The sequence below is a fragment of the Bradyrhizobium murdochi genome, from assembly GCF_000472965.1.
Classification (GTDB): domain Bacteria; phylum Pseudomonadota; class Alphaproteobacteria; order Rhizobiales; family Xanthobacteraceae; genus Bradyrhizobium; species Bradyrhizobium murdochi.
Window position 1 is genome coordinate 159,712 of sequence record NZ_AXAU01000001.1, and the last position, 24,606, is coordinate 184,317.

24 protein-coding genes are annotated in these 24,606 nt (G+C 62.8%); 10 read left to right on the forward strand and 14 right to left on the reverse strand.

Going from position 1 to position 24,606, the window contains the following annotated elements; genetic code table 11:
* Nucleotides 1–48 precede the first annotated feature (48 nt).
* Nucleotides 49–801: a glycerophosphodiester phosphodiesterase gene (locus tag YUO_RS0100860; protein WP_028345594.1), complete on the reverse strand. Its 753-nt coding sequence runs from the start codon at nt 799–801 to the stop codon at nt 49–51.
* Nucleotides 802–816: 15 nt separating this feature from the next.
* Complete coding sequence (locus tag YUO_RS0100865) at nt 817–1,284, reverse strand: RidA family protein (protein ID WP_028345595.1); 468 nt, start codon at nt 1,282–1,284, stop codon at nt 817–819.
* Between the two features lie 255 nt (nt 1,285–1,539).
* On the opposite strand from YUO_RS0100865, the gene YUO_RS0100870 reads away from it, so the two are divergent.
* From YUO_RS0100870 to YUO_RS0100895, 5 genes are all read left to right on the forward strand, one after another.
* Nucleotides 1,540–2,406, forward strand: coding sequence for a cell envelope integrity EipB family protein (locus YUO_RS0100870; protein WP_028345596.1), 867 nt, complete (start codon nt 1,540–1,542; stop codon nt 2,404–2,406).
* A gap of 454 nt (nt 2,407–2,860) precedes the next feature.
* The gene (gene pdhA / locus YUO_RS0100880) at nt 2,861–3,946 is read left to right on the forward strand and encodes a pyruvate dehydrogenase (acetyl-transferring) E1 component subunit alpha (RefSeq protein ID WP_028345598.1); all 1,086 of its coding nucleotides are present in this window, start codon (nt 2,861–2,863) and stop codon (nt 3,944–3,946) included.
* On the forward strand, nt 3,939–4,919 hold the full coding sequence (locus YUO_RS0100885; protein ID WP_028345599.1) for an alpha-ketoacid dehydrogenase subunit beta: 981 nt from the start codon (nt 3,939–3,941) through the stop codon (nt 4,917–4,919). Before pdhA ends, YUO_RS0100885 begins: the two co-directional genes overlap by 8 nt.
* 19 nt (nt 4,920–4,938) lie before the next feature.
* On the forward strand, nt 4,939–6,051 hold the full coding sequence (locus tag YUO_RS0100890) for a dihydrolipoamide acetyltransferase family protein (protein WP_028345600.1): 1,113 nt from the start codon (nt 4,939–4,941) through the stop codon (nt 6,049–6,051).
* Between the two features lie 92 nt (nt 6,052–6,143).
* On the forward strand, nt 6,144–6,437 hold the full coding sequence (locus YUO_RS0100895) for a GYD domain-containing protein (protein ID WP_028345601.1): 294 nt from the start codon (nt 6,144–6,146) through the stop codon (nt 6,435–6,437).
* Nucleotides 6,438–6,508: 71 nt separating this feature from the next.
* On the opposite strand, the gene YUO_RS0100900 is transcribed toward YUO_RS0100895, so the two are convergent.
* Entirely contained in the window at nt 6,509–6,856 is a 348-nt protein-coding gene (locus YUO_RS0100900) for a hypothetical protein (RefSeq protein ID WP_028345602.1), read from the reverse strand.
* A gap of 293 nt (nt 6,857–7,149) precedes the next feature.
* Here YUO_RS0100900 and YUO_RS0100905 point away from each other — a divergent pair, with 293 nt between their 5' ends.
* Nucleotides 7,150–7,551 carry a RidA family protein gene (locus tag YUO_RS0100905; RefSeq protein ID WP_028345603.1) on the forward strand — a complete coding sequence of 134 codons (402 nt, stop codon included), beginning with the start codon at nt 7,150–7,152 and terminating at the stop codon, nt 7,549–7,551.
* Nucleotides 7,552–7,651: 100 nt separating this feature from the next.
* On the opposite strand, the gene YUO_RS0100910 is transcribed toward YUO_RS0100905, so the two are convergent.
* Both YUO_RS0100910 and YUO_RS0100915 read right to left on the reverse strand, forming a co-directional pair.
* Nucleotides 7,652–8,980 (reverse strand): DNA polymerase IV, encoded by a 1,329-nt coding sequence (locus tag YUO_RS0100910; protein WP_083754422.1) that lies wholly within the window; start codon nt 8,978–8,980, stop codon nt 7,652–7,654.
* On the reverse strand, nt 8,959–9,258 hold the full coding sequence (locus YUO_RS0100915; protein WP_028345605.1) for a DUF3572 domain-containing protein: 300 nt from the start codon (nt 9,256–9,258) through the stop codon (nt 8,959–8,961). Before YUO_RS0100915 ends, YUO_RS0100910 begins: the two co-directional genes overlap by 22 nt.
* Nucleotides 9,259–9,486: 228 nt before the next feature.
* Between YUO_RS0100915 and YUO_RS0100920 the strand changes: the two genes are divergently transcribed.
* A complete protein-coding gene (locus tag YUO_RS0100920; RefSeq protein WP_027538546.1) occupies nt 9,487–9,852 on the forward strand; it encodes a response regulator in 366 nt (121 codons plus the stop codon).
* A 12-nt stretch (nt 9,853–9,864) separates the two neighbouring features.
* Nucleotides 9,865–11,238, forward strand: a complete 1,374-nt coding sequence (locus tag YUO_RS0100925; protein WP_028345606.1) for a PleD family two-component system response regulator — start codon at nt 9,865–9,867, stop codon at nt 11,236–11,238.
* A 181-nt stretch (nt 11,239–11,419) separates the two neighbouring features.
* Here YUO_RS0100925 and YUO_RS39455 read toward each other — a convergent pair whose 3' ends face one another.
* Nucleotides 11,420–12,646, reverse strand: a complete 1,227-nt coding sequence (locus YUO_RS39455) for a serine hydrolase domain-containing protein (protein ID WP_235782601.1) — start codon at nt 12,644–12,646, stop codon at nt 11,420–11,422.
* 156 nt (nt 12,647–12,802) lie between these two features.
* A complete protein-coding gene (locus tag YUO_RS0100935; protein WP_028345607.1) occupies nt 12,803–13,414 on the reverse strand; it encodes a TetR/AcrR family transcriptional regulator in 612 nt (203 codons plus the stop codon).
* A gap of 135 nt (nt 13,415–13,549) precedes the next feature.
* Here YUO_RS0100935 and YUO_RS0100940 point away from each other — a divergent pair, with 135 nt between their 5' ends.
* Entirely contained in the window at nt 13,550–14,782 is a 1,233-nt protein-coding gene (locus YUO_RS0100940) for an MFS transporter (RefSeq protein WP_028345608.1), read from the forward strand.
* A gap of 319 nt (nt 14,783–15,101) precedes the next feature.
* On the opposite strand, the gene rpmG is transcribed toward YUO_RS0100940, so the two are convergent.
* The 6 genes from rpmG to topA form a co-directional block, all read right to left on the reverse strand.
* A complete protein-coding gene (gene rpmG / locus YUO_RS0100945) occupies nt 15,102–15,269 on the reverse strand; it encodes a 50S ribosomal protein L33 (protein ID WP_007603295.1) in 168 nt (55 codons plus the stop codon).
* A 187-nt stretch (nt 15,270–15,456) separates the two neighbouring features.
* Nucleotides 15,457–16,782 (reverse strand): LLM class flavin-dependent oxidoreductase, encoded by a 1,326-nt coding sequence (locus YUO_RS0100950; protein WP_028345609.1) that lies wholly within the window; start codon nt 16,780–16,782, stop codon nt 15,457–15,459.
* A gap of 229 nt (nt 16,783–17,011) precedes the next feature.
* Complete coding sequence (locus YUO_RS0100955; RefSeq protein ID WP_028345610.1) at nt 17,012–17,749, reverse strand: NUDIX hydrolase; 738 nt, start codon at nt 17,747–17,749, stop codon at nt 17,012–17,014.
* Nucleotides 17,750–17,943: 194 nt separating this feature from the next.
* Nucleotides 17,944–18,390, reverse strand: a complete 447-nt coding sequence (locus tag YUO_RS0100960; RefSeq protein WP_028345611.1) for a DUF983 domain-containing protein — start codon at nt 18,388–18,390, stop codon at nt 17,944–17,946.
* Nucleotides 18,378–20,720, reverse strand: a complete 2,343-nt coding sequence (gene rnr / locus YUO_RS0100965; RefSeq protein ID WP_028345612.1) for a ribonuclease R — start codon at nt 20,718–20,720, stop codon at nt 18,378–18,380. The genes YUO_RS0100960 and rnr overlap by 13 nt, the downstream gene beginning before the upstream one ends.
* Nucleotides 20,721–23,483, reverse strand: a complete 2,763-nt coding sequence (gene topA, locus YUO_RS0100970) for a type I DNA topoisomerase (protein WP_028345613.1) — start codon at nt 23,481–23,483, stop codon at nt 20,721–20,723.
* 230 nt (nt 23,484–23,713) lie between these two features.
* On the opposite strand from topA, the gene YUO_RS0100975 reads away from it, so the two are divergent.
* On the forward strand, nt 23,714–23,962 hold the full coding sequence (locus YUO_RS0100975) for a hypothetical protein (protein ID WP_028345614.1): 249 nt from the start codon (nt 23,714–23,716) through the stop codon (nt 23,960–23,962).
* Nucleotides 23,963–24,039: 77 nt separating this feature from the next.
* Here the strand turns inward: YUO_RS0100975 and YUO_RS0100980 are convergent, their stop codons facing one another.
* Nucleotides 24,040–24,516: a winged helix-turn-helix transcriptional regulator gene (locus YUO_RS0100980; RefSeq protein WP_028345615.1), complete on the reverse strand. Its 477-nt coding sequence runs from the start codon at nt 24,514–24,516 to the stop codon at nt 24,040–24,042.
* Nucleotides 24,517–24,606 lie beyond the last annotated feature (90 nt).

Below are 24,606 nucleotides of genomic sequence, written 5' to 3' on the forward strand. Positions count from 1 at the left end.
GCAAAGATCGTGCATCGGGCAGGCGAGTTCAAGGTGGCGCTGACCGCATCAGGTTCCCGGCAGGAACCCCTCGAAGATCATCTGGTCGGCGTAGCGCGCCGCCTGCGCACGCTGCTCCGGTGTGCGCACGGTCCAGGCCAACAACGGCAGGCCCAGGACGTTGCGGGCGATCCAGGGCGCGGCCGCGGGCAGCTCATTCACCCAGTAGGCGACGAAATGCGGCCGGGTGCGAAAAGCGTGACGCAGATGCGTCATGCCGCGGCGCTGTTCCGCTGACGCTTCCGGCCACTCCTCGGCGGTATAGTCGTGTTCGGCTACGATGCCGCGGGCGCGGCCAGGGATCAGTTCGCGCAACGCCATCACCTGATCCGGATCGAAGGACATCCCGACCGCCGGGCCGTCATAGGAGGCGAGCACCTCCGCCATCCGTTTCACCAGCCGGCGGTCGCCGTCGAAATGGCTTTTCACCTCGATCACCAGCGGCACGCGGCCGGCGACCAGCGAACAGAGATCGCCGAGCGTCATCATCCGTTCCGGCGTATCCTTGAAATTGACGGCCTTGAGTTCGGCCGCGGTCATACCGAGCAACGCGCCCGAACCGTCGGTGAGGCGGCCGAGCGCATTGTCGTGATGGACCATCGCCTCGCCGTCGGACGAAAGCTGGATGTCGCATTCGATGGCGAAATTGCCGTCGACGGCGGCCTGCGCGGCCGCCGGCATGTTTTCGACGATGCCACGCGAAATATCATGCAGGCCGCGATGAGCGACCGGCCTTGCCGTCAGCCAGTCCGGCGCGCGCACGAGAGCCGCTCCGCTTCAGGACACTTCGAAGATCGCGTCGACCTCGACGGCCGCATCCGAGGGGAGCGAGGCAACGCCGACGGTGGTGCGGGCGTGCCGGCCCTTGTCGCCAAATGCCGTGACCATCAGATCGGAGGCGCCGTTGAGCACCTTGGGCCCGTCGAGAAAATCAGGCGCGGAATTGATGAAGCCGCCGAGCCTGACCACGCGCACGACCTTGTCGAGATCGCCGAGCGCCGCCTTGACCTGGGCCAGCAGGTTGACGCCACAGCCCTGCGCTGCAGCGTATCCCTGTTCGATCGTGACGCCGGCCCCGAGCTTGCCCTTGGCGATCAGCTTGCCTTCGGCGTCGGCGCAGACCTGGCCGGAGACGAACAGCAGGTTTCCCGAGCGCACGAAGCCGACATAGTTCGCCATGGGGGTGCGCGGCTCGTTCACGACGATACCTTGTGCCGCCAGCTTCTGTTCGACCGTACCCGCCATGTTTGCATCCCCGCTTGATGTGACCGTTCCTGACCCGCGGTCAGGCGCGCATTGTTTCGCGCATCGCGCTTTGTCTTGCAAGCGACGGTGGAGCTTCCGCCGTCGAGCATGGCGATCGAGGCGGATCGTGCCCGGAAATGCCAAAAACGGCGCGCCTCGGCCTCGAATTCTTGCGTTTTCGTGGCGCCGCCCTAGTTGCGGCGCAATGGACCCGTCACTAATGTAATCGAATCTCCCTCGAGGAAAAAATAGAACATGGCTAGCTCGTTCCCGATTCCGGTTCGTGCTTTGGTATTTTCGGCTGCTGCCAGTTTGCTCTCAGGCTTGACAAGCGGTCCAGCGCTGGCGGGCGCCAGCGGGCCATTTCTCGCCCACCAGGCGCTGTATGAATTGAAGCTGGTCAAGTCGCGCGGATCCAATGCGATATCGGGTGCGCGCGGGCGCATTCTCTACAATTTTTCAGGCAGCGCTTGCGAGGGCTACACCTCCGAATTTCGCCAGGTGTCCGAACTCGACAGCGGCGAGGGCAGGCTGACGCTGAGCGATCTTCGCTCGCGTTCCTGGGAAGATGCCGGCGGCAAGAGCTATCGCTTCAAGATCGACACCCGCATGAACGATACCGACTCCGCGCCAATCGACGGCGTGGCGGAACGGGTCGGCGACCGCATCACGGTCAAGCTGAAACAGCCGGTTGCGAAGACGTTCGAGCTCGACGGCAAGGTCGTGTTCCCGACCGAGCAGATCCAGCAGATCATCGCCGCCGCGCGGGCGGGCAAGTCGGTGCTGGAGCTGATGGTCTATGACGGCTCGGATAATGGCGAGAAGGTCTACAACACGCTGTCGGTGATCGGGAAGCCGATCCCGGGCACCCAAAGCATTGCCACGCCCGATCCCTCGACCGCCAACGACCAGATGAAGGCGCTGACCCGCTGGCCCGTGACCGTGAGCTATTACGACCGCGACGCCAAGGCGAAAGACGGCGAGCAGACGCCGGTTTACGCGATGTCGTTCGAGCTGTTCGAGAACGGCGTCTCCCGCGCGCTGGTACTGGATTACAACGATTTCGTGATTGCGGGCGCGATGGGCCGGTTCGACGTCAGGGATTCCAAGCCGTGTAAGTGACGGCACCCTGGAACGCACCCGGAAATCGCGCGGGCGTCTCACACTTTTGCTTGATGTCACCCGCGCGTGAAATCGCCGGGCTTCAATCCGAGCGCTTTGACAGCCGGCGCCGGAAGCGGCCCCCAAGCCTCGACCCTTTCATTCGGGGCCATCATTGCTGCGATGATTGCCTCGGCCTTTTCCGGATCCTGTTCAGCCACATAGTAGACCGAGCGAACTGGTGCGCCGCCTCCCAACGGTTCAGTCGTTACGAGGACAACCTGACCATTTGCCATAGCTTGATATACCACTGACGCGGTGTCGTTTCCACGATGGTAAAGGTCGCCCCGCGAGCGCGGTGCAGCAATAGTCATGCGAGATGGGCGCACCCATCTTGTATTGTTCCGGCCCAGCACCAATTACGAATGGTGGGATGCAGAATCGCTCTGGGAGCGAGGACGTGGCCAGCAAAAAAATGGCAGACGGAGGACTTCCCGTCATCGCGCGCTTTGAGGTGCGCCACCGCAATTACCTCGCGCCAGACGGCTCGATTAACCGGCCGCTCCCTGCATTCGCCTCCGATGCCAACCTCGTCACCGCGCTCTATCGAGCGATGCTGCTGCTGCGCAACTTTGACCGGAAAGCTGTCGCATTGCAGCGCACCGGCCGGCTCGGGACCTACGCCGTTTCGCTCGGCCAGGAGGCGGTATCGGTTGGCGTAGCCAGTGCGATGCGCGAAGAGGACGTTCTGTTGCCCTCCTATCGCGACAATGGCGCGCTGATCTGGCGTGGCGTCAAGCTGGAGGAGATCCTGCTGTTCTGGGGAGGGGACGAGCGGGGCAATCAATTCTCCGGACCGGTTCAGGATTTTCCGTTTTGTGTTCCCGTGGGATCGCAGGCGCCGCATGCAGCCGGCGTTGCCTATGCCTTCAAGCTTCGCAAGCAGCCGCGTGTCGCCGTATGCATGTTCGGCGATGGCGCCACTTCGAAGGGTGACGTCTACGAGGCGATGAATTTTGCCGGCGTGCACAAATTGCCGGTCGTGTTCGTCGCCACCAACAATCAATGGGCCATTTCCGTCCCGTTACGACTACAGACCGGTTGCGAAACGTTGGCGCAGAAAGCCGTCGCCGCCGGCTTTATCGGCGAGCAGGTGGACGGCAGCGATGTTGTGGCGATGCGCGCCGCGGCCGAAGACGCCATTGCCGCCGCCCGTGAGGGCCGGGGCCCGCGCTTCATCGAGGCGGTCACCTACCGGCTCGGCGATCATACGACCTCCGATGACGCGTTACGCTATCGTTCGGCTGACGAAGTCCAGGCCCGTTGGAAAGAGGAGCCGATTGCGCGCCTCAGGAACTATCTCGTGAGCCAAAAAATGTGGAGCAAGGCTGAGGAGGAACGGCTTGCCGCAGAGTGCCACGAGCGCGTCGAGGCGGCGGTCGAGCGCTACCTGGCAACGGAACCGCGCCGACCCGAAACCATGTTCGATCATCTCTATGCCGAGCTGCCCGAGACCTACGCCGCGCAGCGCCGCCAACTCGCGGGAGAGGGCGATGCCTGAAATGACGTTGGTCGAGGCCGTCAATCTGGCGCTCGCCCGCGCGATGGAGGATGACTCTGATGTCGTCGTGCTTGGCGAAGATGTCGGCATCAACGGCGGCGTCTTCCGCGCAACCGTTGGCCTGCAAACGCGCTTCGGTCCGGAGCGTGTCCTCGACACGCCGCTTGCTGAACTCCTGATCAGCGGGCTCTGTGTCGGCATGGCGGCGCAGGGATTGAAGCCCGTCGGCGAGATCCAGTTCATGGGGTTTCTGTATCCCTGCATCGATCAACTGGTGAACCACGCCTCCCGATTCCGCAACCGCACCCAGGGGCGGCTCACCTGCCCAATGGTTCTGCGGACGCCGCATGGCGCCGGCATTCGCGCGCCGGAGCATCATTCCGAAAGCACCGAGGCGATGCTCGCCCATATCCCAGGCTTACGCGTCGTCATTCCCTCGTCGCCGGAGCGTGCCTACGGACTACTGCTCGCCGCGATCCGCGATCCCGATCCGGTGGTGTTTCTGGAGCCGACCCGCATCTACCGCGCGGCGAAAGGCGAGGTGGAAGATAACGGTGAAGCTTTGCCGCTGGATGTCGCCTTTGTCCTGCGGGAGGGCCGCGACGTCACCCTGATCAGTTGGGGGGCGATGCTGAAAGAAACCATGGCGGCGGCCGACGCGCTGGCTGCCGACGGCGTCGCCGCCGAGGTCATCGATCTCGCCACGCTCAAGCCTTACGATGAAGCCACGGTGCTCGGTTCGGTCGCAAAAACAGGGCGGTGTGTCATCGTGCACGAGGCGACACGCACCGGCGGATTCGGAGCCGAGATCGCTGCGCTGATTGCCGAGCGCGCTCTGACCTCTCTGCTCGCACCCGTGGCCCGCGTCACCGGCTACGACACGATCGTTCCGATGGCGCGGCTCGAGCAACACATGATGCCGTCGGTTGATCGTATCGTCACGGCCGCGCGCAAAGCATGCCAGTTCAGTTGATTGCCAGCGGGTTTATCCCATGCGCCAGTTCGTATTGCCGGATCTGGGAGAGGGCCTCGAAGAGGCCGAGATCGTGAACTGGTATGTCAACGAAGGCGATCACGTCGTTACCGATCAGCCACTGGTTTCGGTCGAAACCGACAAAGCCGTCGTCGAGGTGCCGTCACCCTCGAGCGGACGCGTCCTGCATCTGTTCGGCGCCAAGGGCGATGTAGTGAAGGTCGGCGCGCCGCTTGTCGAGTTTGCCGAAGGCCCCGAGCAAGACACCGGCACCATTGTCGGCGAACTTGGCGCAGGCGAGCCGCCGCCGGCGGCAGCGGCACCTTCCGGGCCAGCGGCTGGACAGAAAGCCCAGGTGAAAGCCCAAGTGTTTCCGGCGGTGCGCGCGCTCGCCCGCAAGCTCGATGTCGACATCGATCTGGTCGAAGCCACCGGGCCCGGCGGCACCATCACGCGTGCCGATGTGGAACGGGCTGCCAAGGGCTTGTCCCATACCGGACCTGCCGAACCGTTGCGCGGTTTGCGGCGCGCGATGGCTCAGCGCATGACGACGGCGCACGCCGAGATCGTCCCGGCTGGCGTCACCGACGAGGCCGATATCGACGATTGGCGAACCGGCGAGGACGTGACAATCCGACTGGTGCGCGCCATCGCTGTCGCCTGCAAGACGGAGCCTTCGCTCAATGCCTGGTACAATTCCGACGCCGGTGAACGGCGTGTGATCGACCGTATCGATCTCGGCATCGCCGTCGACACCGGGGGTGGTCTTATAGTTCCTGTGTTGCGCAATGTCGCCGAGCGGGACGTATCTGACCTGCGAACCGGGCTTGACCGGATGCGGGCGGACGCGGTCGCGCGCTCGATACCTCCGGGAGAACTGCGCGGAGCGACGATTACCCTGTCGAATTTCGGAATGATCGGAGGCCGCTTCGCCAGCCTGATCGTCGTACCGCCACAAGTGGCGATCATAGGCGCGGGGCGGATTACCCAAGGGGTGGTCGCCTATCGAGGCCAGCCGGCGGTGAGGCGCGTGCTGCCGTTGTCGCTCACCTTCGACCATCGCGTCGTGACAGGCGGCGAGGCCGCTCGCTTCCTGGTAGCGCTCAAAGCGGACCTTGAGCAGTTTTCGTGAGATAGCCGTGCAGGGCTCCACGAGCGCCGATCTATGGACGGCCGTGAACAGCCAGGAGGTTCGGTTAAACCCGACAACCAGGGAGAGCCAGCATGGTAACTTACGTCGTGCTTGCCAACTTCACCGATCAGGGAATCCGGAGCGCGAAGGACTCGCCGAAGCGGGCAGAGGCTTTCAAGAAAATGGCCGAGACCTTCGGAATTACGGTAAAGGAGCTGTTCTGGACGCAGGGACGCTACGACATTGTGACGATCATCGATGCGCCGGATGAATTTTCCGCCATGACGCTTAGCTTGAGCCTCGGCGCCTTGGGCAATGTTCGCACCGAGTCGTTGCGAGCCTTCTCGGTGGACGACATGGCCAAGGTCATCGGCAAGATGCTCTGACAACCGCTGCGCAAGTCGACCGTCTTCTGAAGCCGAGGGCTGGCTTTGCCGTCATGCCATCACGATCTGCGTCAGGGACTTGGCGACTTCTGCTCGACTTCCTGAGCAGGGGGCTGCTCCGAAAGTGCCGCTTGGCGGTCATACTCCTCAGGTTCGAACTGTTCCTTGAAGATCCCTCGCAGCAACCGCCAGAGTTCGCGGTGACCAGCGGTTTGACCGCCCTGCGTCAGATACTCCGCGATGTCCATTACGTCTGTTCGATAGTCCGCCGCGCCGCGGATACGCGAATCCAGGTAGCTCCACTCATGTTCGACGTACAAGCGCTTGGTGTCGGTGTCGAAGACCAGGTTCCAAAAATCCAACTCCGTGATTTCCGGGCCTTTGACCTGCCGATGTAACTCCCGTTTTAAAAAGGCCATGTTCCGCTCCTTCCGCGTAGGGTTTCGTGGACGCATCCCGACCTACGGGCCCTACAAGTTGGAGACTTGATAGAAATCTGATCATTCCTTGCCGGTTCAAGCCCGTTAGTTGGTATTTTCCTTGAGGGTGGGGCAATTCGGCGTCAGGGATTCCAAGCCCTTGCAATTAAGGGGCCTCGTCCTCGGGTCAGGCCTTGGGACGCGTGCTGCGCATCCTGCGACAACGAGTCTGGTCGAGAGCGCCGGACCCGGATACGCTTCGGCCGAACCATGCACGTCAGGGAGGCGCAAACATGAGCAAGCTCGAAAAACTTCGGCCAAGCGGCCTTCACCACAATCCGGCTTACTCCCACGTCGTCGCCGCCTCGGGCGCGCGCACGATCTACATCGCGGGACAGGTCTCCACCGACGAGGAGGGGCGGGTGGTCGGCGAGGGTGACATAGCCGCGCAGACGACGCAGGTGATGCAGAATATCGGCCTGGCGCTGAAAGCGGCCGATGCGAGTTACGCGGACATCGTGAAGATCACCACTTTCGTCGTTGGCTACAAGCCTGAGCTCCGTCCGATCATCGGCAAGGCGCGCTCGGTTTTCTTTGAAGGTATGGAGCCGCCGGCGAGCACGCTCGTCGGTGTAACGGCGCTCGCGGCCCCGGAATGGTTGATCGAGATTGAGGCCGTGGCCGTCGTCGATTGAGTCCGTCATTGCGAGCGCAGCGAAGCAATCCATGGCGCGGCATAACGGCTAGATGGATTGCTTCGTCGCTACGCTCCTCGCAACGACGGGGAGAGAGCGTTTACTCTTCCTCCTCATCCTCTTCCTTCGCCGGCCCCTGATACGCGATGCCGCGGATCACCGCGGCATCGCCGAACTTTTTCCGCAAGTCATCCATCGCGCGCTCGGCGTGGGCCGAGCGGCGGTCGAGCATGTCGATGTCATCGGCCCGCGATCCCTCGCGCAGCGCGCTGACGCCTGTACCCATCAGGCGGAAGGCGGTGCCGTCGATCTCCTTGGCCAGCATTTCGCGCGACACCGCAAAGATCTTCGCGGCGAGTTGGGTCGGCGTTTGAATTGATTGCGAGCGGGTGCGCTGCCTGAAATCGGCGGTCTTCAGTTTCAGCGTGATGGTGAGGCCTGCAAGATTGCCGTTCTTCAGCCGGGACGACACCTTTTCCGACAGCCGCCACAACAGCCGTTCCAGCGTGGCGAAATCGCGGATGTCGTTTTCGAACGTGGTTTCGCTCGAAATCGTCTTGGCGCCGCGATCCGGCACCACGCTGCGGTCGTCGATGCCGCGCGCCAGTCGCCACAGCCGGCGGCCTTCGCCGCCGAACTGCTTCATCAGCTCGACCTCGTTGGCGCGCTGCAGGTCCGCAATGATGCGAAACCCCCGCTGCAGCAGCCTTTCCTGGGTCGCGGGACCGACGCCGTAGATGAAGCCGACCGGCTTGTCGGCGAGCATCTCGCGGGCCTCAATCTGGTCGAGGGCGGCAAAGCCGCGCGGCTTGTCGAGATCGGAGGCGATCTTGGCCAAGAACTTGTTGCAGGACAGGCCGACGGAAACCGTGATGCCGATGTCGCGCTCGACCTCGCGGGCAAAACGCGCCAGCACTTTTGCGGGGATCATGCCGTGAACACGCTGCGTGCCGGAAAGATCGAGAAATGCCTCGTCGATCGAGAGCGGTTCTACCAGCGGCGTCAGCGTCTGCATGGCATGCCGCACCTCGCGGCCGACGCGGACATATTTGGCCATGTTTGGCGGGATCACGGCCGCCTGGGGGCAGAGCGCAAGGGCTTTAAACATCGGCATCGCCGAGCGCACGCCATAAGTCCGCGCGACATAGCAGGCAGCCGAAACCACGCCGCGCTTGCCGCCGCCGATGATCACGGGCTTGTCGGCAAGTTCCGGATTGTCGCGCTTCTCCACCGTGGCGTAGAACGCGTCGCAATCGATATGCGCCAGCGTCAGCGAGGGCAGGGCGCGGTGGCGGACCAAGCGCGGGGAACCGCATTCACTGCATCGCCTTGCCTTGATATCGAGGTCGCCGAGGCAATCCCGGCAAAACGCGCGTGGGCCTTCCAAGGCTGGCGGCGCCTGCGCGCTCACGGCACGTCGCGCTCCCAATGCGGATCGCCGAGCACCTGGCGGGCGGCGGCGATGTTGGTCGGGTGCAGTTGCGAGGCGCTCGCAAATGCCTTCACGGTGGCGTCGTCCCGCATCACAAAATCCAGCACCGAGGCCAGAAATTGCGGGTCGGCAGCGGCCGTGCGCAGCGTCTCCGGACCGATGCCGGTTTCAGCCAGGAACAAGCCGAGCCGCTCGGGATCGCCGGCGATGAAACTCAGCGCCTGAACCGCAACGATTTCAGCCACTTCGCGAGGGTTGTGAACAGGCTTTTTCAATAGATCGTTTGCCTTTCCGTTAACTTATGGTCTCTAATTTGGGAACCATCATGCCCGAGTCTGCGCAGTGTGTTCAACAATTGGACCGCTTCGTAAAAGTTGGCGCATCGATTTAACGGCTTAGAGCGAATCTGGCGCTAGTTTGAATTCAGTTTTCGACAGGGGGCGGCGTCGGTGCAAGACGTGCCGAAAGGCCGGACTTGTTTCCTGGGATGAGGGAGGGACGGGATGGCGAAAACCGTCCTGATCGTGGAGGACAACGAGCTCAATATGAAGCTCTTTCGCGATCTGTTGGAAGCGCATGGCTATCAAACCTCTGGCACCAGCAATGGTTTCGAAGCGCTCGATCTTGTCCGCAAGCTGCGCCCTGATCTGATCCTAATGGATATCCAGCTTCCGCAGGTGTCGGGCCTCGAAGTGACGCGCTGGATCAAGGACGATCCGGAGTTGCGCGCCATTCCGGTGGTTGCCGTCACCGCGTTTGCGATGAAGGGCGATGAAGAGCGCATCCGCGAAGGCGGCTGCGAGGCGTATCTGTCCAAACCAATTTCCGTCGGCAAGTTTATTGAAACCGTACGGCGTTTTATCGGGTAGGGGTGAGTTTCGATGTCTGCGCGTATTCTCGTCGTCGATGACGTTCCCGCCAACGTCAAGCTGCTGGAAGCCCGGCTGTCGGCCGAATATTTCGACGTGCTGACCGCTTCCAACGGCGCCGAGGCGCTCGACCTCTGCTCGCGCTCCGAATGCGACATCATCCTGCTCGACGTCATGATGCCGGACATGGACGGCTTCGAGGTCTGTCGCCGCCTCAAATCCAACCCGGCGACCCATTTCATTCCCGTCGTGATCGTCACCGCGCTCGACAGCCCGTCTGATCGCGTCCGCGGGCTGGAAGCCGGGGCCGACGATTTTCTCACCAAGCCGGTATCGGACATCGTTCTGATCGCGCGCGTTCGGTCACTGACGCGGCTGAAGATGATGACCGATGAGCTGCGCATGCGCGCTATCACCTCGCTCGAGATCGGCATGGAAGCGCCCGAGCGCAGCGCGATTGCCGACAAGGGCGTCGGCGGACGGATCCTGCTTGTCGACGACCGGCCGTCGTCCTACGAGCGGCTGGCGCCGATCCTTGCCGCCGAGCACACCGTCGACGTTGAAATCAATCCAGCGGAAGCTCTGTTTCACGCTGCTGACGGCAATTACGATTTGCTGATCGTCTCTCTCAGCCTGGAAAATTACGACGGCCTGCGGCTGTGCAGCCAGGCGCGCTCGCTGGAGCGCACCCGTCAGTTGCCCATTCTCGCCATCTCCGACGCTGACAACAATGCGCGGCTGCTGCGCGGGCTCGAAATCGGCGTCAACGACTATCTCCTGCGTCCCGTCGACAAGAACGAACTGCTGGCGCGGGCGCGCACCCAGATCCGCAAGCGGCGCTACACCGACCACCTGCGCGACAACGTGCAGAACTCGATCGAAATGGCGATCACCGACGCGCTGACCGGGCTGCACAACCGCCGCTACATGGAAAGCCATCTCTCGACGCTCGTCGAGCAGGCCTCGAGCCGCGGCAAGCCGCTCGCGCTGATGATCCTCGACATCGACTTCTTCAAATCCATCAACGACACCTACGGCCACGACGCCGGCGACGACGTGCTGCGCGAATTCGCCGTGCGCATCCGCAAGTCGATCCGCGGCATCGATCTCGCCTGCCGCTATGGCGGCGAGGAATTCGTCATCGTGATGCCGGAAACCGACCTGACCGTCGCCGGCATGGTCGCCGAGCGCCTGCGCCGCTCGATCGCCGGCGAAACCTTTGCCGTCAACAAGGGCACCAAGCGGATCGACGTCACGATCTCGATCGGCCTGGCGACGCTGGACCACAAGGGCGAGCCGGTCGCCGACGTGCTCAAGCGCGCCGACACCGCGCTCTATCGCGCCAAGCACGACGGACGAAATAGGGTGGTATCGGCGGCGGCGTAGGCGATGGCGCGCAGTTGCACCACCGGTCGTCATACCCCGCGCAGGCGGGGTATCCAGTACACCGCGGCTTCTCCGCTCAACAACTAGTGTCTCTGGGATACTGGATCACCCGCCGGAGCCTGTCATCGGGCGCGCATTCGCGCGACCCGTTGGCGGGTGACGACAGCCGTTGTGTGGATGCTTACGCGGATGCCCGCATTTCTTCGCGGCCCTGCTTCACCGCCTCATACGCCAGCCGCTTGAACTCGAACGAAAACGGATGGACGAACGCCATCTGGCGCTGCGCCATCATCACGCCGGCCATGTTGCGCTTCGGCGAGATCCACCATTGGGTGCCGGCGACGCCGCCCCAATAGAGTTCGCCTGCGGCATTGGGGTGATCGAACGCCGAAGGCGTCAGGATCAATCCGCCGGCCAGGCTAAAGGCCTTGCCGGGCTGCTCTCCCATCGTGGCAAAGCGGATCCACTGGCCCTCGGGCAATTGGTTGGTCAGCATCAGCGCAATCGTCTCGGGCTTGAGCAGGGTCGGCCCGCCGGGCAGCAGGCTCCGGATCAGCGCGACCATGTTGGGCAGGGTTGAAACCAGGCCGCCGCCGCCGCTCAGTCTTGCGATTGGGCGCAGATAAGCGCCGGGGAAAGGCGCGTTGTCGGTTCGGGTCAATCCCGGCTTCATCGGCTCCATCACGTCCGCACCGGCGTAATAGGCGACGAGCCGTCCCTGATCCTGTTCCGGCACGACGAAGCCGGTATCGACCATGCCGAGCGGGCCGAGAATGCGCGCCTGGATGAACTTGTCGAAACGCTGGCCACTGATGACTTCGACCAGCCGCCCGAGCACGTCGGTGGCCAGCGAATATTCCCACGACGTGCCCGGCTGATAGATCAGCGGCAGACCGGCCAGCACGTCCACCATGTCGGCCAGCGTCGTCATGGGATTGTGGACGCCGCGCTCGTTAAGCGCCTTGTACATGGCCGTACCAGGATCGAAGAAGCCGTAGCTCAGGCCGGAGCTGTGGCTGAGCAACTGACGGATGGTGATCGAGCTCTTTGCAGGCTCGGTATCGTCAAGCGAGCTGGCGCCGGGCCGTAGCACTTGGCGATTTCCGAGCTGCGGAATGAATTTTTCGATGGCGTCGTCGAGCTTGAGTTTTCCTTCCTCGAACAGCAAGAGCACGGCGCAGGAGGTGATCAGCTTGGTGTTGGAGAAGACGCGGAAGATGTGATCGGTGCGGAGTGGCGTCTGCGCTTCCTTGTCGGCCCAGCCGATGCAATTGACGTCGACGAGATCGCCCCCGACCATGACCGCCCAGGAAATGCCTGACAGCAGGTTGTTGTCGATATAGCGCTGCATGGCCGCGCGTGCCGGTTTGAAGTCGTAACCGTTTGCGGTCACTTTCAGGTCTTCCATTGTCGCTCCCTGATCTTTCCGCGGCGTCGTCCCTGCGAACGCAGGGACCCATAACCACTGATGTTGTTTGTTGCAGAAGGTGACTACCACATCGGCCCATTGAAAAGCCACGGCGTATGGGTCCCTGCGTTCGCAGGGACGACGGACGAAATGGCTTCAGATTGCCGACCTTGACGGCCGTTTCTTTGCCGCATGCTTCGGCGCAGGAGCACCAATCTTCACTCCCGCATTCCTGAGCAGCACCGTTGCGGCTTCCTTTGCCGCGCGTGCCATCGTGGGGTCGTTGCGGACGAGATCCTGGGCGATCGAGCCGTCGACGAGCAAAGCGAGCTGCGTCGCCAGCGCATCCGCCTGGCGGATGCCGAGTTGTACCAGCAGGTCGCGAAACCAGAGGCGGCGGCTTTCCTTGAACTCGACGGCAACCTTTCGGACCGACCGATCCTCGCCGAGTTCGGCCACCGCGTTGACGAAGGGACAGCCGCGAAAATCTTTTGCCGAGAAGCGCCGCTCCAGCGAATCGAAGGTGCCGAGAATTTGCTCGACCGGCGACTTGTCGGAAGGCCGCGGCGCCACGAAGCGCCGCGCCAGATAGGCCGAGATCAGCGCGTCCTTGGACGGAAAATGATTGTACAGCGTGCGCTTGCTGATACCGATTTCGGCCGCGATGGTGTCGACGCCAACCGCGCGAATTCCCTGCAGATAGAACAGCCTATCTGCGGTTTCCAGAATCCGTTCCTTCATCGCCGGTTTGGCGGGCAGGGTAGCCATGCGAATGCGTGGGTCGCCTCTTCCTTGACAGCAGTGCCAAGCTTATAGCCAAATTACACAGATCTGTGTACCTATTTTAGATGCCAATTGCAGGACGCGGCTTTCGACCCGCGGCCGATAGGGAGAATAAAAACAATGGCCCTACTGCAAATCCTGCGTCCGACGCTGCCCATCCTGATCGGCGCATCCATCATGCTGACGCTGAGCATGGGGCTGCGGCAGTCGCTCGGCATTTTCATGCAGCCGCTGACGCAGGATATCAAAATATCGATTTCCGACTTCACGCTGGCGATCGCGGTGCAAAACCTCGCTTGGGGATTTTTACAGCCGCTCGCCGGGGCGCTGACGGTGCGCTACGGCTTTCGCGCCATCATGGTGGTCGGTGCGCTGCTCTATATCGCCGGCCTTGCCTTGATGGCCGGGGCGAACGGCGTTCTCGCCGTCATGGTCGGCGGGGGCGTGTTGATCGGCACATCGCTGGCATGCACCGCGGCGGCGATTGCGATGTCGGTTGCGGCCCGCGCCGTTCCTGCGTCGGTGCGCTCCACCGTGCTCGGCCTGGTGTCGGGCGCCGGCTCCCTCGGCGCGCTATTGTCGGCGCCGATCGGGCAGATGCTCAATGAAGGTTATGGCTGGCGGATGGGGCTCGTAGGCTTCGTCGTCCTCTCACTCATCATGATTCCGGCCGCGTGGTATGCGGGCAGGGTAGACAAGATCCCGCTGCCTAAGCCGACAGAAGACGAGATCGACGATGCATCAGCCACCGTCGCAACGAAGATGGCGTTTTCCAATGCGTCTTTCGTGGTGATGACCGGCGCCTATTTCGTCTGCGGCATGCAGCTCGTCTTTCTCACCACGCACCTGCCGTCCTATCTGGCGACCTGCGGCATGGACCCGATGCTGAGCGCGCAGACGCTCGGCATGATCGGTGGCTTCAACGTGCTCGGCAGCATCTTCTTCGGCTGGGCCGGCCAGCGCTGGAACAAGCTGGCGTTGCTCGGCGGCATTTACATCTTCCGCTCGATCGCGCTCGCCTGGTATTTCACGCTGCCGCCGACGCCGGCAACCACGCTGCTGTTCGGCGCCATCATGGGTTTTCTGTGGATGGGCGTCGGCCCGCTGGTCGCCGGCGCAGTGGCGGAAATGTTCGGCCTGAAATGGCAGGCGATGATCCAGGGGCTCGCCTTCATGAGCCACCAAATCGGCAGCTTCCTCGGCGCGTTCGGCGGCGGGGTGCTGTACGACGCGCTCGGCTCCTACACCATGGCGTGGCGGATCGGCGTCGCGCTCGGCCTGGCCGGCGGCATTGTCCAGGTCGCGTTCGCGCTGATCCGGCCGAGCGGACCGCCGCAGATGCAAGCGGCGTAGTCTATCCGCCGTTCCCCAACGTGTGCGCCCTCTTGTCCCGAGGGATGATGGCGACTGTCGCTGCGATTGTCACAATGCGTTGATGTGCATCACGTATGAAACCAGCGCCTCGCAAGAGAAGCCAAGGAATAACCGAGTAGTCTAGCGAGGGCGGATGTACCCCTCGTGATACTGAAGGCCTCCAGCGATAATCGCGGAGGCCTTTTGCTTTTCAGTTGACGCAAGCTCAGTTCATTATGGGAAGGCGGGCCTTGCCGGGTCAGCCAAAAAAGGGGGCCCGAAAGGGCCCCGTTCAAACCGTCAGCGATGCGCTGCCGAATTACTTGATCTTCGCTTCGCGGAATTCGACGTGCTTTCGCGCGACCGGGTCGTACTTCTTCTTGACCAGCTTGTCGGTCATGGTGCGCGAATTCTTCTTGGCGACGTAATAGAAGCCGGTATCCGCCGAGGAAACGAGCTTGACCTTGATGGTGACCGCTTTGGCCATGTTCAGAACCTCAAAAATGGGAGTGTCAGGCGCCGGCCAAACCGGCCTGCATTTGCCGCGCAACCTAGCTTCTGATCGCCCAAAGTCAAGGTTTTCGGGGCAAAAACCGGCCTGATTCGAGGTAGAATCCATGTTTTGCGCGTACTCTGATCGCAAAACCGGTGCCCACTTTTGCGGAAGCCGTTCATTAACCCTCAAAGAACCGGTTTTTCGGCCTCGGCAGCCCCAAATTCTCGCGCAGCGTCCGGCCCACATACTCTTTCCGGAAAATCCCGCGCTTCTGCAGTTCCGGCACCACCTTGTCGACGAAGTCGTCGAGCCCCGCGGGCAGGAACGGAAACATGATGTTAAAACCGTCGCTGCCGCGGCTCATCAGCCACTTCTCCATCTGGTCGGCGATGGTTTGCGGCGTGCCGACGAATGATAGTCCGCCATAGCCGCCGACGCGCTGGGCGAGCTGGCGCACCGTCAGCTTGTCGCGCGCAGCGGTATCGACGAGGCGCTGGCGGCCGCTCTTGCTGGCGTTGGTTTCGGGGATTGGCGGCAACTGGCCGTCAGGATCGAAGCCGGAGGCGTCGGTGCCGAGCTGCACCGAGAGCGAAGCGATGGCGCTGTCGTAATGCACCATGCTGTCGAGCTTGGCCCTTTTCTCCTTGGCTTCCTCGACGCTGTCGCCGACCACGACGAAGGCGCCGGGCAGGATCTTCAGATGCTCGGGGTTGCGGCCGATCTTCTCCATGCGGCCCTTGATGTCGGCATAGAGCTTCTGCCCGTCGGCAAGGCTGCCGCCGCCGGTGAATACGGCTTCTGCGGTTTCCGCGGCGAGTTGCTTGCCGTCTTCGGACGCGCCGGCCTGCACGATCAGCGGCCAGCCCTGCACGGGGCGGGCGATGTTCAGCGGCCCGCGCACCGAGAGATATTTGCCCTTGTGATTGAGCACGTGCATTTTCGCTGGATCGAAATAGAGCCCGGCCTCGACGTCGCGCACGAAGGCGTCATCGGCAAAGGAATCCCACAGACCCGTCACCACGTCATAAAACTCGCGCGCCCGCTTGTAGCGCTCGGCGTGCTCCATGTGATCGTCGAGCCCGAAATTGAGCGCAGCATCCGGATTGGAGGTGGTGACGATATTCCAACCCGCGCGTCCACCTGAGATGTGATCGAGCGAGGCAAAGCGCCGGGCCACGTGATAGGGCTCGTCGAAGGTCGTCGATCCCGTCGCGATCAGGCCGATATGTTCCGTCACGGCTGATAGCGCCGACAACAGCGTGAACGGCTCGAACGAGGTGACCGTGTGACTGCGCTTGAGCGCATTGATCGGCATGTTCAGCACGGCCAGATGATCGGCCATGAAGAACGCGTCGAACTTGCCGGCCTCGAGCTTCTGGATCAGTTGCTTGATACGCGGGAAACTGAAATTGGCATCGGGCCAGGCGCCGGGATAGCGCCACGCGCCGGTGTGGATGGAGACCGGCCGCATGAACGCGCCGAGCTTGAGTTGCCGCTGTGCCATTCCCCGTTTCCGTCGCTGTTATTGTTGGGAAAGAGATAGGGAGGCGATTAGGGCAACGCCAATGGGCGGGATCGAGAAGAATTTTGCAATTTAAGGGATGGGGATAGGATATTCGGCGTGCAGCCAATACCGTCATTGCGAGCGAAGCGAAGCAATCCATAGCGCCGCAAGCGTCGAGATGGATTGCTTCGTCGCTTCGCTCCTCGCAATGACGGGGAGAGAGGAGGGCCTACGCCCCCAGCACGTCCTTCTGCATCTTACCGCCGTAGAAATGAAAGAACGGCACCGGCGCGTCGTGGCGCAGCGGACCGGTTGCGAGCCGACGATCGAGTTCGGCGAGCACGTTCTTGGTCATGGCGTGCGCGTCGGCGAGCGGCTGCGAGCCGATCTCGACCCACACCAGCTCCACCAGTTCGGCATCGGCGTGGATCACGCCTTCGACGCGATGGGCGATGGCTGACGCATCGGCCGTGAAGAAGCGCGTATCAAAACGGCGGACGCGGCCAGGCGGGGTGATCGCGCGTGCGATCAGGAACAGGCCGGATGGATCGGGTAAGAGGCCTGCTTCCGCAAACGGCTTCCAGGCGCCCTCGAGTTTCACGGGCTTGTCGACCTTGCATCCGAGGCAGAGGCCGGTTTCCTCGCAGGCCTCGCGGATCGCAGCAACCGCCAGCGCGCGCGCCCGCGAGGGTGCAATCTTCGGACTGCCCTTGAGCAGATTGGCCTCGAGCTCCGGGGAAATTGGTGCGGCCACAGGGATGCGGTTGTCCGACTTGTCGACGCGGCCTCCGGGAAAAACATATTTGCCCGGCATGAACACCACTTTGTCGTGGCGCTTGCCGACCAGAACTTTCGGTTTGTCGCCGGACCGGTCGATCAGGATCAGCGTCGCTGCATCCTTGGGCCGGAAATAGGGATGATGATCGGCTTCTTTTTCTTCTTTTACGGCGGTCGCGGCGTCGTTCATCCCATCCCCATTTTAGTGCTCTTGTTGCTCGTGCTTTAGCTAGACTAGCGCCCCGTTTCCGAAGTTCGCGATCTCTCGCGGCCCCAGTTTCGCGAACTTCGGAAATAAAGGGGGCGCTAGCAAATTTAGATTTTCAGTGCCGCTTTTCGATTTGAAGTTCCTAGCGTGAGCCCGCGGCAACTACCGTAGGAACTTCAAATCGGCGGCACTGACGGGATGTCGCTAGGGGCATTTTCGTCAAAGCCGTGCATGCGCAGCGCCCATTGAATGCCGACCACCGCGCCCTTGATTGGCTGCAACAGAACCAGCGATAAGAGGAACGTCACCGGCAAATAGATCGCCAACTGCAGCCATACGGCCGGCGAGAAATTGGTCTCGATCCAGAGCGCCGCCGGTACCACGATGTGGCCGACGACGACGATCACGAGATAGGCCGGCAGATCGTCGGCGCGGTGCGGGGTAAAATCGAGTCCGCACTTCGAGCAATTATCGGCAGTCTTCAGGAAAGCGCGAAACATTTTGCCTTCGCCGCAACGCGGGCATCGGCAACGGAAGCCGCGCTTCATCGCGGTCCAGAGGTCGCGCTTCTCGGCCTGCGCGGTGTCCCGGGTCCATGTCGTCGCGGCGTTCACCGTTTCCATGACTTGCCTTTCTTCGATTTGCCGGGCTTGGCTTTGCCCGACTTGCCCTTGTGAGGCTTGCGAACCTTGTCGCGCGGGCTGCGGCCCGGATGCGATTTCGACGGCTTTGCCGATGCCCTCGAGCCGTCACGTTTTCTGCCGCGCGGAATGAGTTGGCCTTCCGACAGCAGCTCGAACCGCAACGCGCCGGCTACTGGTGCAGCTTCTACCAGACGCACGTCGACGACGTCACCCAACCGGTGCATGGCACCGCTGCGTGAGCCGACGAGCGCATGACGCGTCTCGTCATAATTGTAATACTCGGTGCCGAGCGTGCGGATCGGGATCAGCCCGTCGGCGCCAGTATCCGACAACTTCACGAACAGACCGGCGCGGGTAACGCCCGAGAGACGGCCCTGAAACGTCGCGCCGATACGGTCGGCGAGGAAATGCGCGATCAGCCGGTCGGCGGTTTCGCGCTCCGCCTTCATCGCGCGGCGCTCGGTCAGCGAAATCTGCGCCGCGATCTCGCTCAGTGTCTCCAGCGTCTCGCTCTCCGGCAACGCGCCTTCGCCGAGACCGAGCGCGCGGATCAGCGCGCGATGCACGATCAGATCAGCGTATCGCCTGATCGGCGAAGTGAAATGCGCGTAGCGGCGCAGGTTGAGGCCGAAATGGCCGTAATTCTCCGCCGAGTATTCCGCCTGCGCCTGCGAGCGCAGCACCACCTCGTTGACCAGCGGCTCGTAGTCCTCGCCGCGGACCTGACCCAGCACCCGATTGAACAGCGAGGGGCGTAGCGCGCCGGTCTTCGCAAACGGCAGGTCGAGCGTTTTCAGGAATTCCTGGAGATTATGAACCTTCTCCAGGGTCGGTTCGTCATGCACCCGATAGATAAGCGGCAGAGCCTTCTTTTCAAGCATTTCGGCCGCGGCGACGTTGGCGAGGATCATGAATTCCTCGATCAGCCGGTGCGCATCGAGACGTTCGGGCACGATGACGCGATCGACGGTGCCGTCGGGCTTGAGCAGGATTTTTCGCTCGGGCAGATCGAGGTCGAGCGGATCGCGTTCGTCGCGCGCGAGCTTCACCAGCGCATAGGCCGCGTACAGCGGCGTCAGGATCGGCTCCAGCAGCGGGCCGGTGATATCGTCGGGCCGCCCGTCGATCGCGGCCTGCGCCTGCGCGTAGTGCAGCTTCGCGGCCGAGCGCATCAGCACGCGATGAAAGCTGTGCGAGCGCTTGCGGCCGTCCGGGCCGATGACGAGCCGCACCGCGAGCGCGCCGCGCGCTTCGCCCGGCACCAGCGAGCAGAGATCGTTGGAGATGCGCTCGGGCAGCATCGGCACCACGCGGTCCGGAAAATACACCGAGTTGCCGCGTGTCACCGCTTCGCGGTCCAGCGCCGAGCCAGGCCGCACATAGAAGGCGACGTCGGCAATCGCGACATGGACGACATAGCCGCCCTTGTTGTTCGGATCGGAATCGGGCGCGGCGTGCACCGCGTCGTCATGGTCCTTCGCATCAGGCGGATCGATGGTCACCAGCGGCAAATCGCGCCAGTCCTCGCGGCCTTTCAAGTCAGCGGGCTGCGCGGCCTCGGCCTCGCGCAAGGCGGATGGTGAAAACGCCTGCGGGATTTCGTGGGCGTGGATCGCGATCAGGCTGATCGCCTTTTCGCTCGACAACGAGCCGAGTCGCTCCTTCACCTTGCCGGAGGCGAGGCCATAGCCGCGCGAGCGCACCAGATCGACGCTAATGAGGTCGCCATCCTCGGCGTCCGCGGTGTCCGATGGAGCGATGTTCAATTCGCGCCCGGCCTGCTTCTTGTCGACGGGAACGAGCAGGCCGCCGCCGCCAGGCAGTTTGCGGAAGATGCCGAGCACGCGGGCGCGGGCCTGGTCGATGATCTTGATGATGCGCCCGCGATAGGGGGCGCCTTCGCTGTCATCGGCCTTCTCGATCCGCAACAGGGCCCGGTCGCCGACACCCGCCGCGGTGCCGGGTTGCAGACGGCGCGGGACATGGATGCGGATTTTCGGTGCGGGGCCGCTCTGTTCTGTGTCCCATTCGGTGGGAGCGGCGAGCAGTTCGCCGTCGGTGTCGCGCCCGGTGATGTCGGCGATCACGGTCGGGGGCAGGAGAGCCGTCTCGTGAATCTTCCGACCGCGTTTGGCGATGGCGCCTTCGTCGGCGAGCTCGCGCAGGATTCGCTTCAACTCGGCGCGGTCGGCATTCTTCAGGCCGAACTCGCGGGCGATTTCCCGCGTGCCGATCTTGCCTGGATGGGCACGAATAAAGGCGACGATGGCGTCCCGGGCCGGAAAACCATGGTCGTGTTTTCTCTTCACTTATCCTCGCGCCTTGCCCGCTCTTTTCTTCGCGGGCGTTTTGGATGGAACGGGCTTGGCCGCCGATGTCTTGGCCGCGGATGCGACCGGCGCGCGCGCCTTGCTGACGGCTCCTGATTTCGGCTTTGCTACAGCTTTCTTCGCTGCTGCTTTCTTGGCAGGTTTTGGCGCGTCGGCATCGGCAGCCTTGGTAGCAGTCTTGGCGGCGGCCTTCTTCGGCGCGGCCTTCTTGGCGCCGCGTTTCGGCTTGCCGCCGCCCTTGGCGGCGCGTTCGTCGATCAGCGCGATGGCCTCGGCCAGCGTGATCGTCTCCGGCGTCTTGTCGCTTGGGATGGTGGCATTGACACCGCCTGCGGTGACATAGGCGCCATAGCGGCCGTTCTTGACGGCGACGCCGCCAAGGCTCGGATGCTCGCCGAGCGGCTTGCCGGGATCGGCGCCGAAGCGGCGGCCGCTCGGACCCTTTGCGATCTTTTCCGCGATCAGCGTCACTGCGCGGTTGAGGCCGATATCGAACACCTCGTCGCCGGCCTCCAGGCTCGCATAGGTCTTCTCGTGACGCACAAACGGGCCGAACCGGCCGATGCCGGCAGTGATCGGCTCGCCGGTTTCCGGATGCTTGCCGATCTCACGCGGCAGCGATAGCAGCTTCAGCGCCAGATCGAGCTCCATGTCGCCGGGCGACATGTTCTTCGGGATGCCGGCGCGCTTGGGCTTTTCGCCCTCTTCGTAATCCTTCTGCTCGCCGAGCTGGATGTAGGGGCCGAAGCGTCCGGCCTTCACCGTGACGTCGAGATCGGTCTCGGGGTCCTTGCCGAGCACGCGGTCGGCGCTTGCTTCCGAGTCGGCGGCGAGCGGACGGGTGTAGCGGCATTCCGGATAATTCGAGCAGCCGACGAAGGCGCCGAACTTGCCGGCCTTCAGGTTGAGCCGGCCGGTGCCACAGCTCGGGCACTGCCTGATGTCGCCGCCATCGGCGCGGGGCGGATAGATGTGCGGTCCCAGCATGTCGTCGAGCGCATCCAGCACCTCGGCGACGCGGAGATCCTTGATGTCGTCGACCGCGCCGATGAAGTCCGTCCAGAAATCCTTCAGCACCTGCTGCCAGGAAATCTCGTTGTTGGAGATGCGGTCGAGCTGTTCTTCCAGCGCGGCGGTGAAGTCGTATTCCACGTAGCGCGCGAAGAAGTTTTCTAGGAACGCGATCACGACGCGGCCCTTGTCCTCACCATGCAGCCGCTTCTTCTCCAGCTTGACGTAACCGCGGTCTTTCAGGACCTGGAGGATCGAGGCGTAGGTCGAGGGACGGCCGATGCCGAGCTCTTCCATCCGCTTGACCAGCGAGGCTTCCGAGAAGCGCGGCGGCGGTTCGGTGAAATGCTGGGTGACGGCAAGCGCCTGCCGCTTCAAGGCTTCGCCTTCGCTCATGGCGGGAAGGCGGCGGGAATCTTCGTCTTCCTCGTCGTCGCGGCCTTCCTGATAGAGCGCGAGGAAACCGTCGAACTTGATGACCTGGCCCGAAGCGCGCAGCTCCAACACGCGGGAGCCGGCCTTCGCCGCGATGTCCACGGTGGTGCGTTCGAGTTCGGCCGATTCCATCTGGCTCGCAATGGTGCGGATCCAGATCAGTTCATAAAGCTTGGCCTGATCGGGATCGAGGCGGCGGCGCATCTCGGCGGGCCGGCGCGACAGATCAGTCGGGCGGATCGCTTCGTGCGCCTCCTGCGCGTTCTTGGCCTTGGTCTGGTACTGCCGCGGCGCATCCGGCACATAGGCGTTGCCGTAATCCTCGCCAATCACCTTGCGGGCTTGGGTGATCGCCGAGCCGTCGATCTGCACGCCGTCGGTTCGCATATAGGTGATGAGGCCGGTGGTCTCGCCGCCGATGTCGATGCCTTCATAGAGCCGCTGCGCGATCCGCATGGTATGCGCCGGCGCAAAGCCGAGCTTGCGGCTGGCTTCCTGCTGCAGCGTCGAGGTCGTGAAGGGCGCCTGCGGATTCCGGCGCGCGGGTTTTGCTTCGACGGTCGAAACCGTGAAGTTCGCCGCTTCAATGGCCTTCTTGAGGTCTTCGGCTTCGGCGCCGGAGCCGATGTCGAGCCGCTGGATCTTCTTGCCGTCGGCGCCGACGAGGCGCGCCTCGAAGCTGTCGCCGCGCGGCGTGGTCAGGGTTGCGACCAGCGACCAGTATTCGCGTGGGACGAATTTTTCGATTTCGAGTTCGCGGTCGCAGACCAGCCGCAGCGCGACCGACTGCACGCGGCCGGCCGAGCGCGCGCCCGGCAGCTTGCGCCAGAGCACGGGGGAGAGCGTGAAGCCGACCAGGTAGTCCAGCGCGCGACGCGCCATATAGGCGTCGACCAGCGCGCCATCGATCTGGCGCGGCGCCTTCATGGCATCGGTCACCGCTTGCTTGGTGATGGCGTTGAACACCACGCGCTCGATCTTCTGATCCTTCAGCGCGCGCTTCTGTTTCATCACCTCCAGCACGTGCCAGGAGATCGCTTCGCCCTCGCGATCAGGGTCGGTTGCGAGAATCAGTCGGCTGGCGCCCTTCAGGGCCTTGGCGATGTCGTTGAGCCGGCCGGCCGCCTTGGGATCGACCTCCCAGATCATCTGAAAATTGGCGTCCGGATCGACGGAACCGTTCTTGGCGGGGAGGTCGCGGACATGGCCGAACGAGGCCAGAACCTCGTAGGAGGCGCCCAAGTACTTATTGATCGTCTTGGCTTTCGCCGGCGACTCCACGATGACGATATTCATGTCATTCCAATGGCTTACGGGAAAAGATAAAGGCGGGTTCCGCGAGACTCGCGGCCCACCGATTGGACCCGAACATGGGTGGTGAGGCGGCCCCTGTCAAATCGGCAAATGCCGCCAGGGAACCTTTCGCTATCCACTTATATCTGAGGAGTTGCGAAATGCGCCCTAGAGTTGCGCCTCCAAAGGGGTTATTTCTGGGCAATATTTTGTGTCGTTAGGATGCAAATTTTTTGAGCAAGGCTGCGGGCGGCCGGAAGCGGAAGGCTTCAGGCAAGAAACCGGAATCGCCAACCGAAGAACCTGAACGAGGTGAGGAAGGCGGCCCCGACGAGGCCGTGGCCTTCATTGCGGAGACCGTTGCCGAACTGGTCAAGCTCGCGGAGCGCCATCGGCTCGAGGTGCTCAGCCATTTGCTCGGCATGGCGCAGCTCGAGGCCGAAGAGCGCCTGCGCACCCGCAGCAAACGCAAGCTGTCGTGACAGTTCGAACCGACGGCAGCCTCCCACGGGCCATTCTCCCTTTCCCCGTCAGAACGGGAGAGGAAGAAGAAGGTCGGCTACGCCGTAACCCGCCCGCCTTGCTTCACCACCGCCCGTGGCTTCAGCGCCGTATCCCCCGCACTCAATAGCCGCCCATCCTGCGAGTAGAGTTCGAGTTTGCGAACCGGCTTGCCCTTTTCCTTGTCGACCAGGATGGTGGCGATCCCTTCCGGGTGCTCATCGAATTGCTCGCTCCATTGCCGCAGGGCGACCAGGATGGGGAAGACACCGCGGCCTTTCGGCGTCAGCAGATACTCCTGATAGGCGCTTCCGTCGGAAGCGGGCGCGGTCTTCAGAATGCCCTGATCGACCAGCGTGCGCAGCCGCACCGTGAGGATGTTCTTGGCGAGCCCCAGTCTCTTCTGGAATTCGCTGAAGCGGGTGATGCCAAACAGCGCCTCGCGAATGATCAGCATCGACCACCAGTCGCCGATCGCATCCAGAGAGCGCGCGATCGGGCAATCGTCGTGCTCAAAGCTGGTTCGTTTCACCATTTCAGTCTCCGATCGGGTTTGAGACCGATCACGGCCTTGTGTGGTTGCAATATTAAACCAGATGCTCTAGCTAATCAATCCAGTTTAATA

Excerpts from the sequence above, each read along its gene's own strand:
- YUO_RS0100865 (WP_028345595.1), bottom strand. The coding sequence starts at position 1,284 with ATGGCGGGTACGGTCGAACAGAAGCTGGCGGCACAAGGTATCGTCGTG.
- YUO_RS0100870 (WP_028345596.1), top strand. The coding sequence starts at position 1,540 with ATGGCTAGCTCGTTCCCGATTCCGGTTCGTGCTTTGGTATTTTCGGCT.
- pdhA (WP_028345598.1), top strand. The coding sequence starts at position 2,861 with ATGGCAGACGGAGGACTTCCCGTCATCGCGCGCTTTGAGGTGCGCCAC.
- YUO_RS0100885 (WP_028345599.1), top strand. The coding sequence starts at position 3,939 with ATGCCTGAAATGACGTTGGTCGAGGCCGTCAATCTGGCGCTCGCCCGC.
- YUO_RS0100890 (WP_028345600.1), top strand. The coding sequence starts at position 4,939 with ATGCGCCAGTTCGTATTGCCGGATCTGGGAGAGGGCCTCGAAGAGGCC.
- YUO_RS0100895 (WP_028345601.1), top strand. The coding sequence starts at position 6,144 with ATGGTAACTTACGTCGTGCTTGCCAACTTCACCGATCAGGGAATCCGG.
- YUO_RS0100900 (WP_028345602.1), bottom strand. The coding sequence starts at position 6,856 with ATGGCCTTTTTAAAACGGGAGTTACATCGGCAGGTCAAAGGCCCGGAA.
- YUO_RS0100905 (WP_028345603.1), top strand. The coding sequence starts at position 7,150 with ATGAGCAAGCTCGAAAAACTTCGGCCAAGCGGCCTTCACCACAATCCG.
- YUO_RS0100920 (WP_027538546.1), top strand. The coding sequence starts at position 9,487 with ATGGCGAAAACCGTCCTGATCGTGGAGGACAACGAGCTCAATATGAAG.
- YUO_RS0100925 (WP_028345606.1), top strand. The coding sequence starts at position 9,865 with ATGTCTGCGCGTATTCTCGTCGTCGATGACGTTCCCGCCAACGTCAAG.
- YUO_RS39455 (WP_235782601.1), bottom strand. The coding sequence starts at position 12,646 with ATGGAAGACCTGAAAGTGACCGCAAACGGTTACGACTTCAAACCGGCA.
- YUO_RS0100935 (WP_028345607.1), bottom strand. The coding sequence starts at position 13,414 with ATGGCTACCCTGCCCGCCAAACCGGCGATGAAGGAACGGATTCTGGAA.
- YUO_RS0100940 (WP_028345608.1), top strand. The coding sequence starts at position 13,550 with ATGGCCCTACTGCAAATCCTGCGTCCGACGCTGCCCATCCTGATCGGC.
- rpmG (WP_007603295.1), bottom strand. The coding sequence starts at position 15,269 with ATGGCCAAAGCGGTCACCATCAAGGTCAAGCTCGTTTCCTCGGCGGAT.
- YUO_RS0100950 (WP_028345609.1), bottom strand. The coding sequence starts at position 16,782 with ATGGCACAGCGGCAACTCAAGCTCGGCGCGTTCATGCGGCCGGTCTCC.
- YUO_RS0100955 (WP_028345610.1), bottom strand. The coding sequence starts at position 17,749 with ATGAACGACGCCGCGACCGCCGTAAAAGAAGAAAAAGAAGCCGATCAT.
- YUO_RS0100960 (WP_028345611.1), bottom strand. The coding sequence starts at position 18,390 with ATGGAAACGGTGAACGCCGCGACGACATGGACCCGGGACACCGCGCAG.
- topA (WP_028345613.1), bottom strand. The coding sequence starts at position 23,483 with ATGAATATCGTCATCGTGGAGTCGCCGGCGAAAGCCAAGACGATCAAT.
- YUO_RS0100980 (WP_028345615.1), bottom strand. The coding sequence starts at position 24,516 with ATGGTGAAACGAACCAGCTTTGAGCACGACGATTGCCCGATCGCGCGC.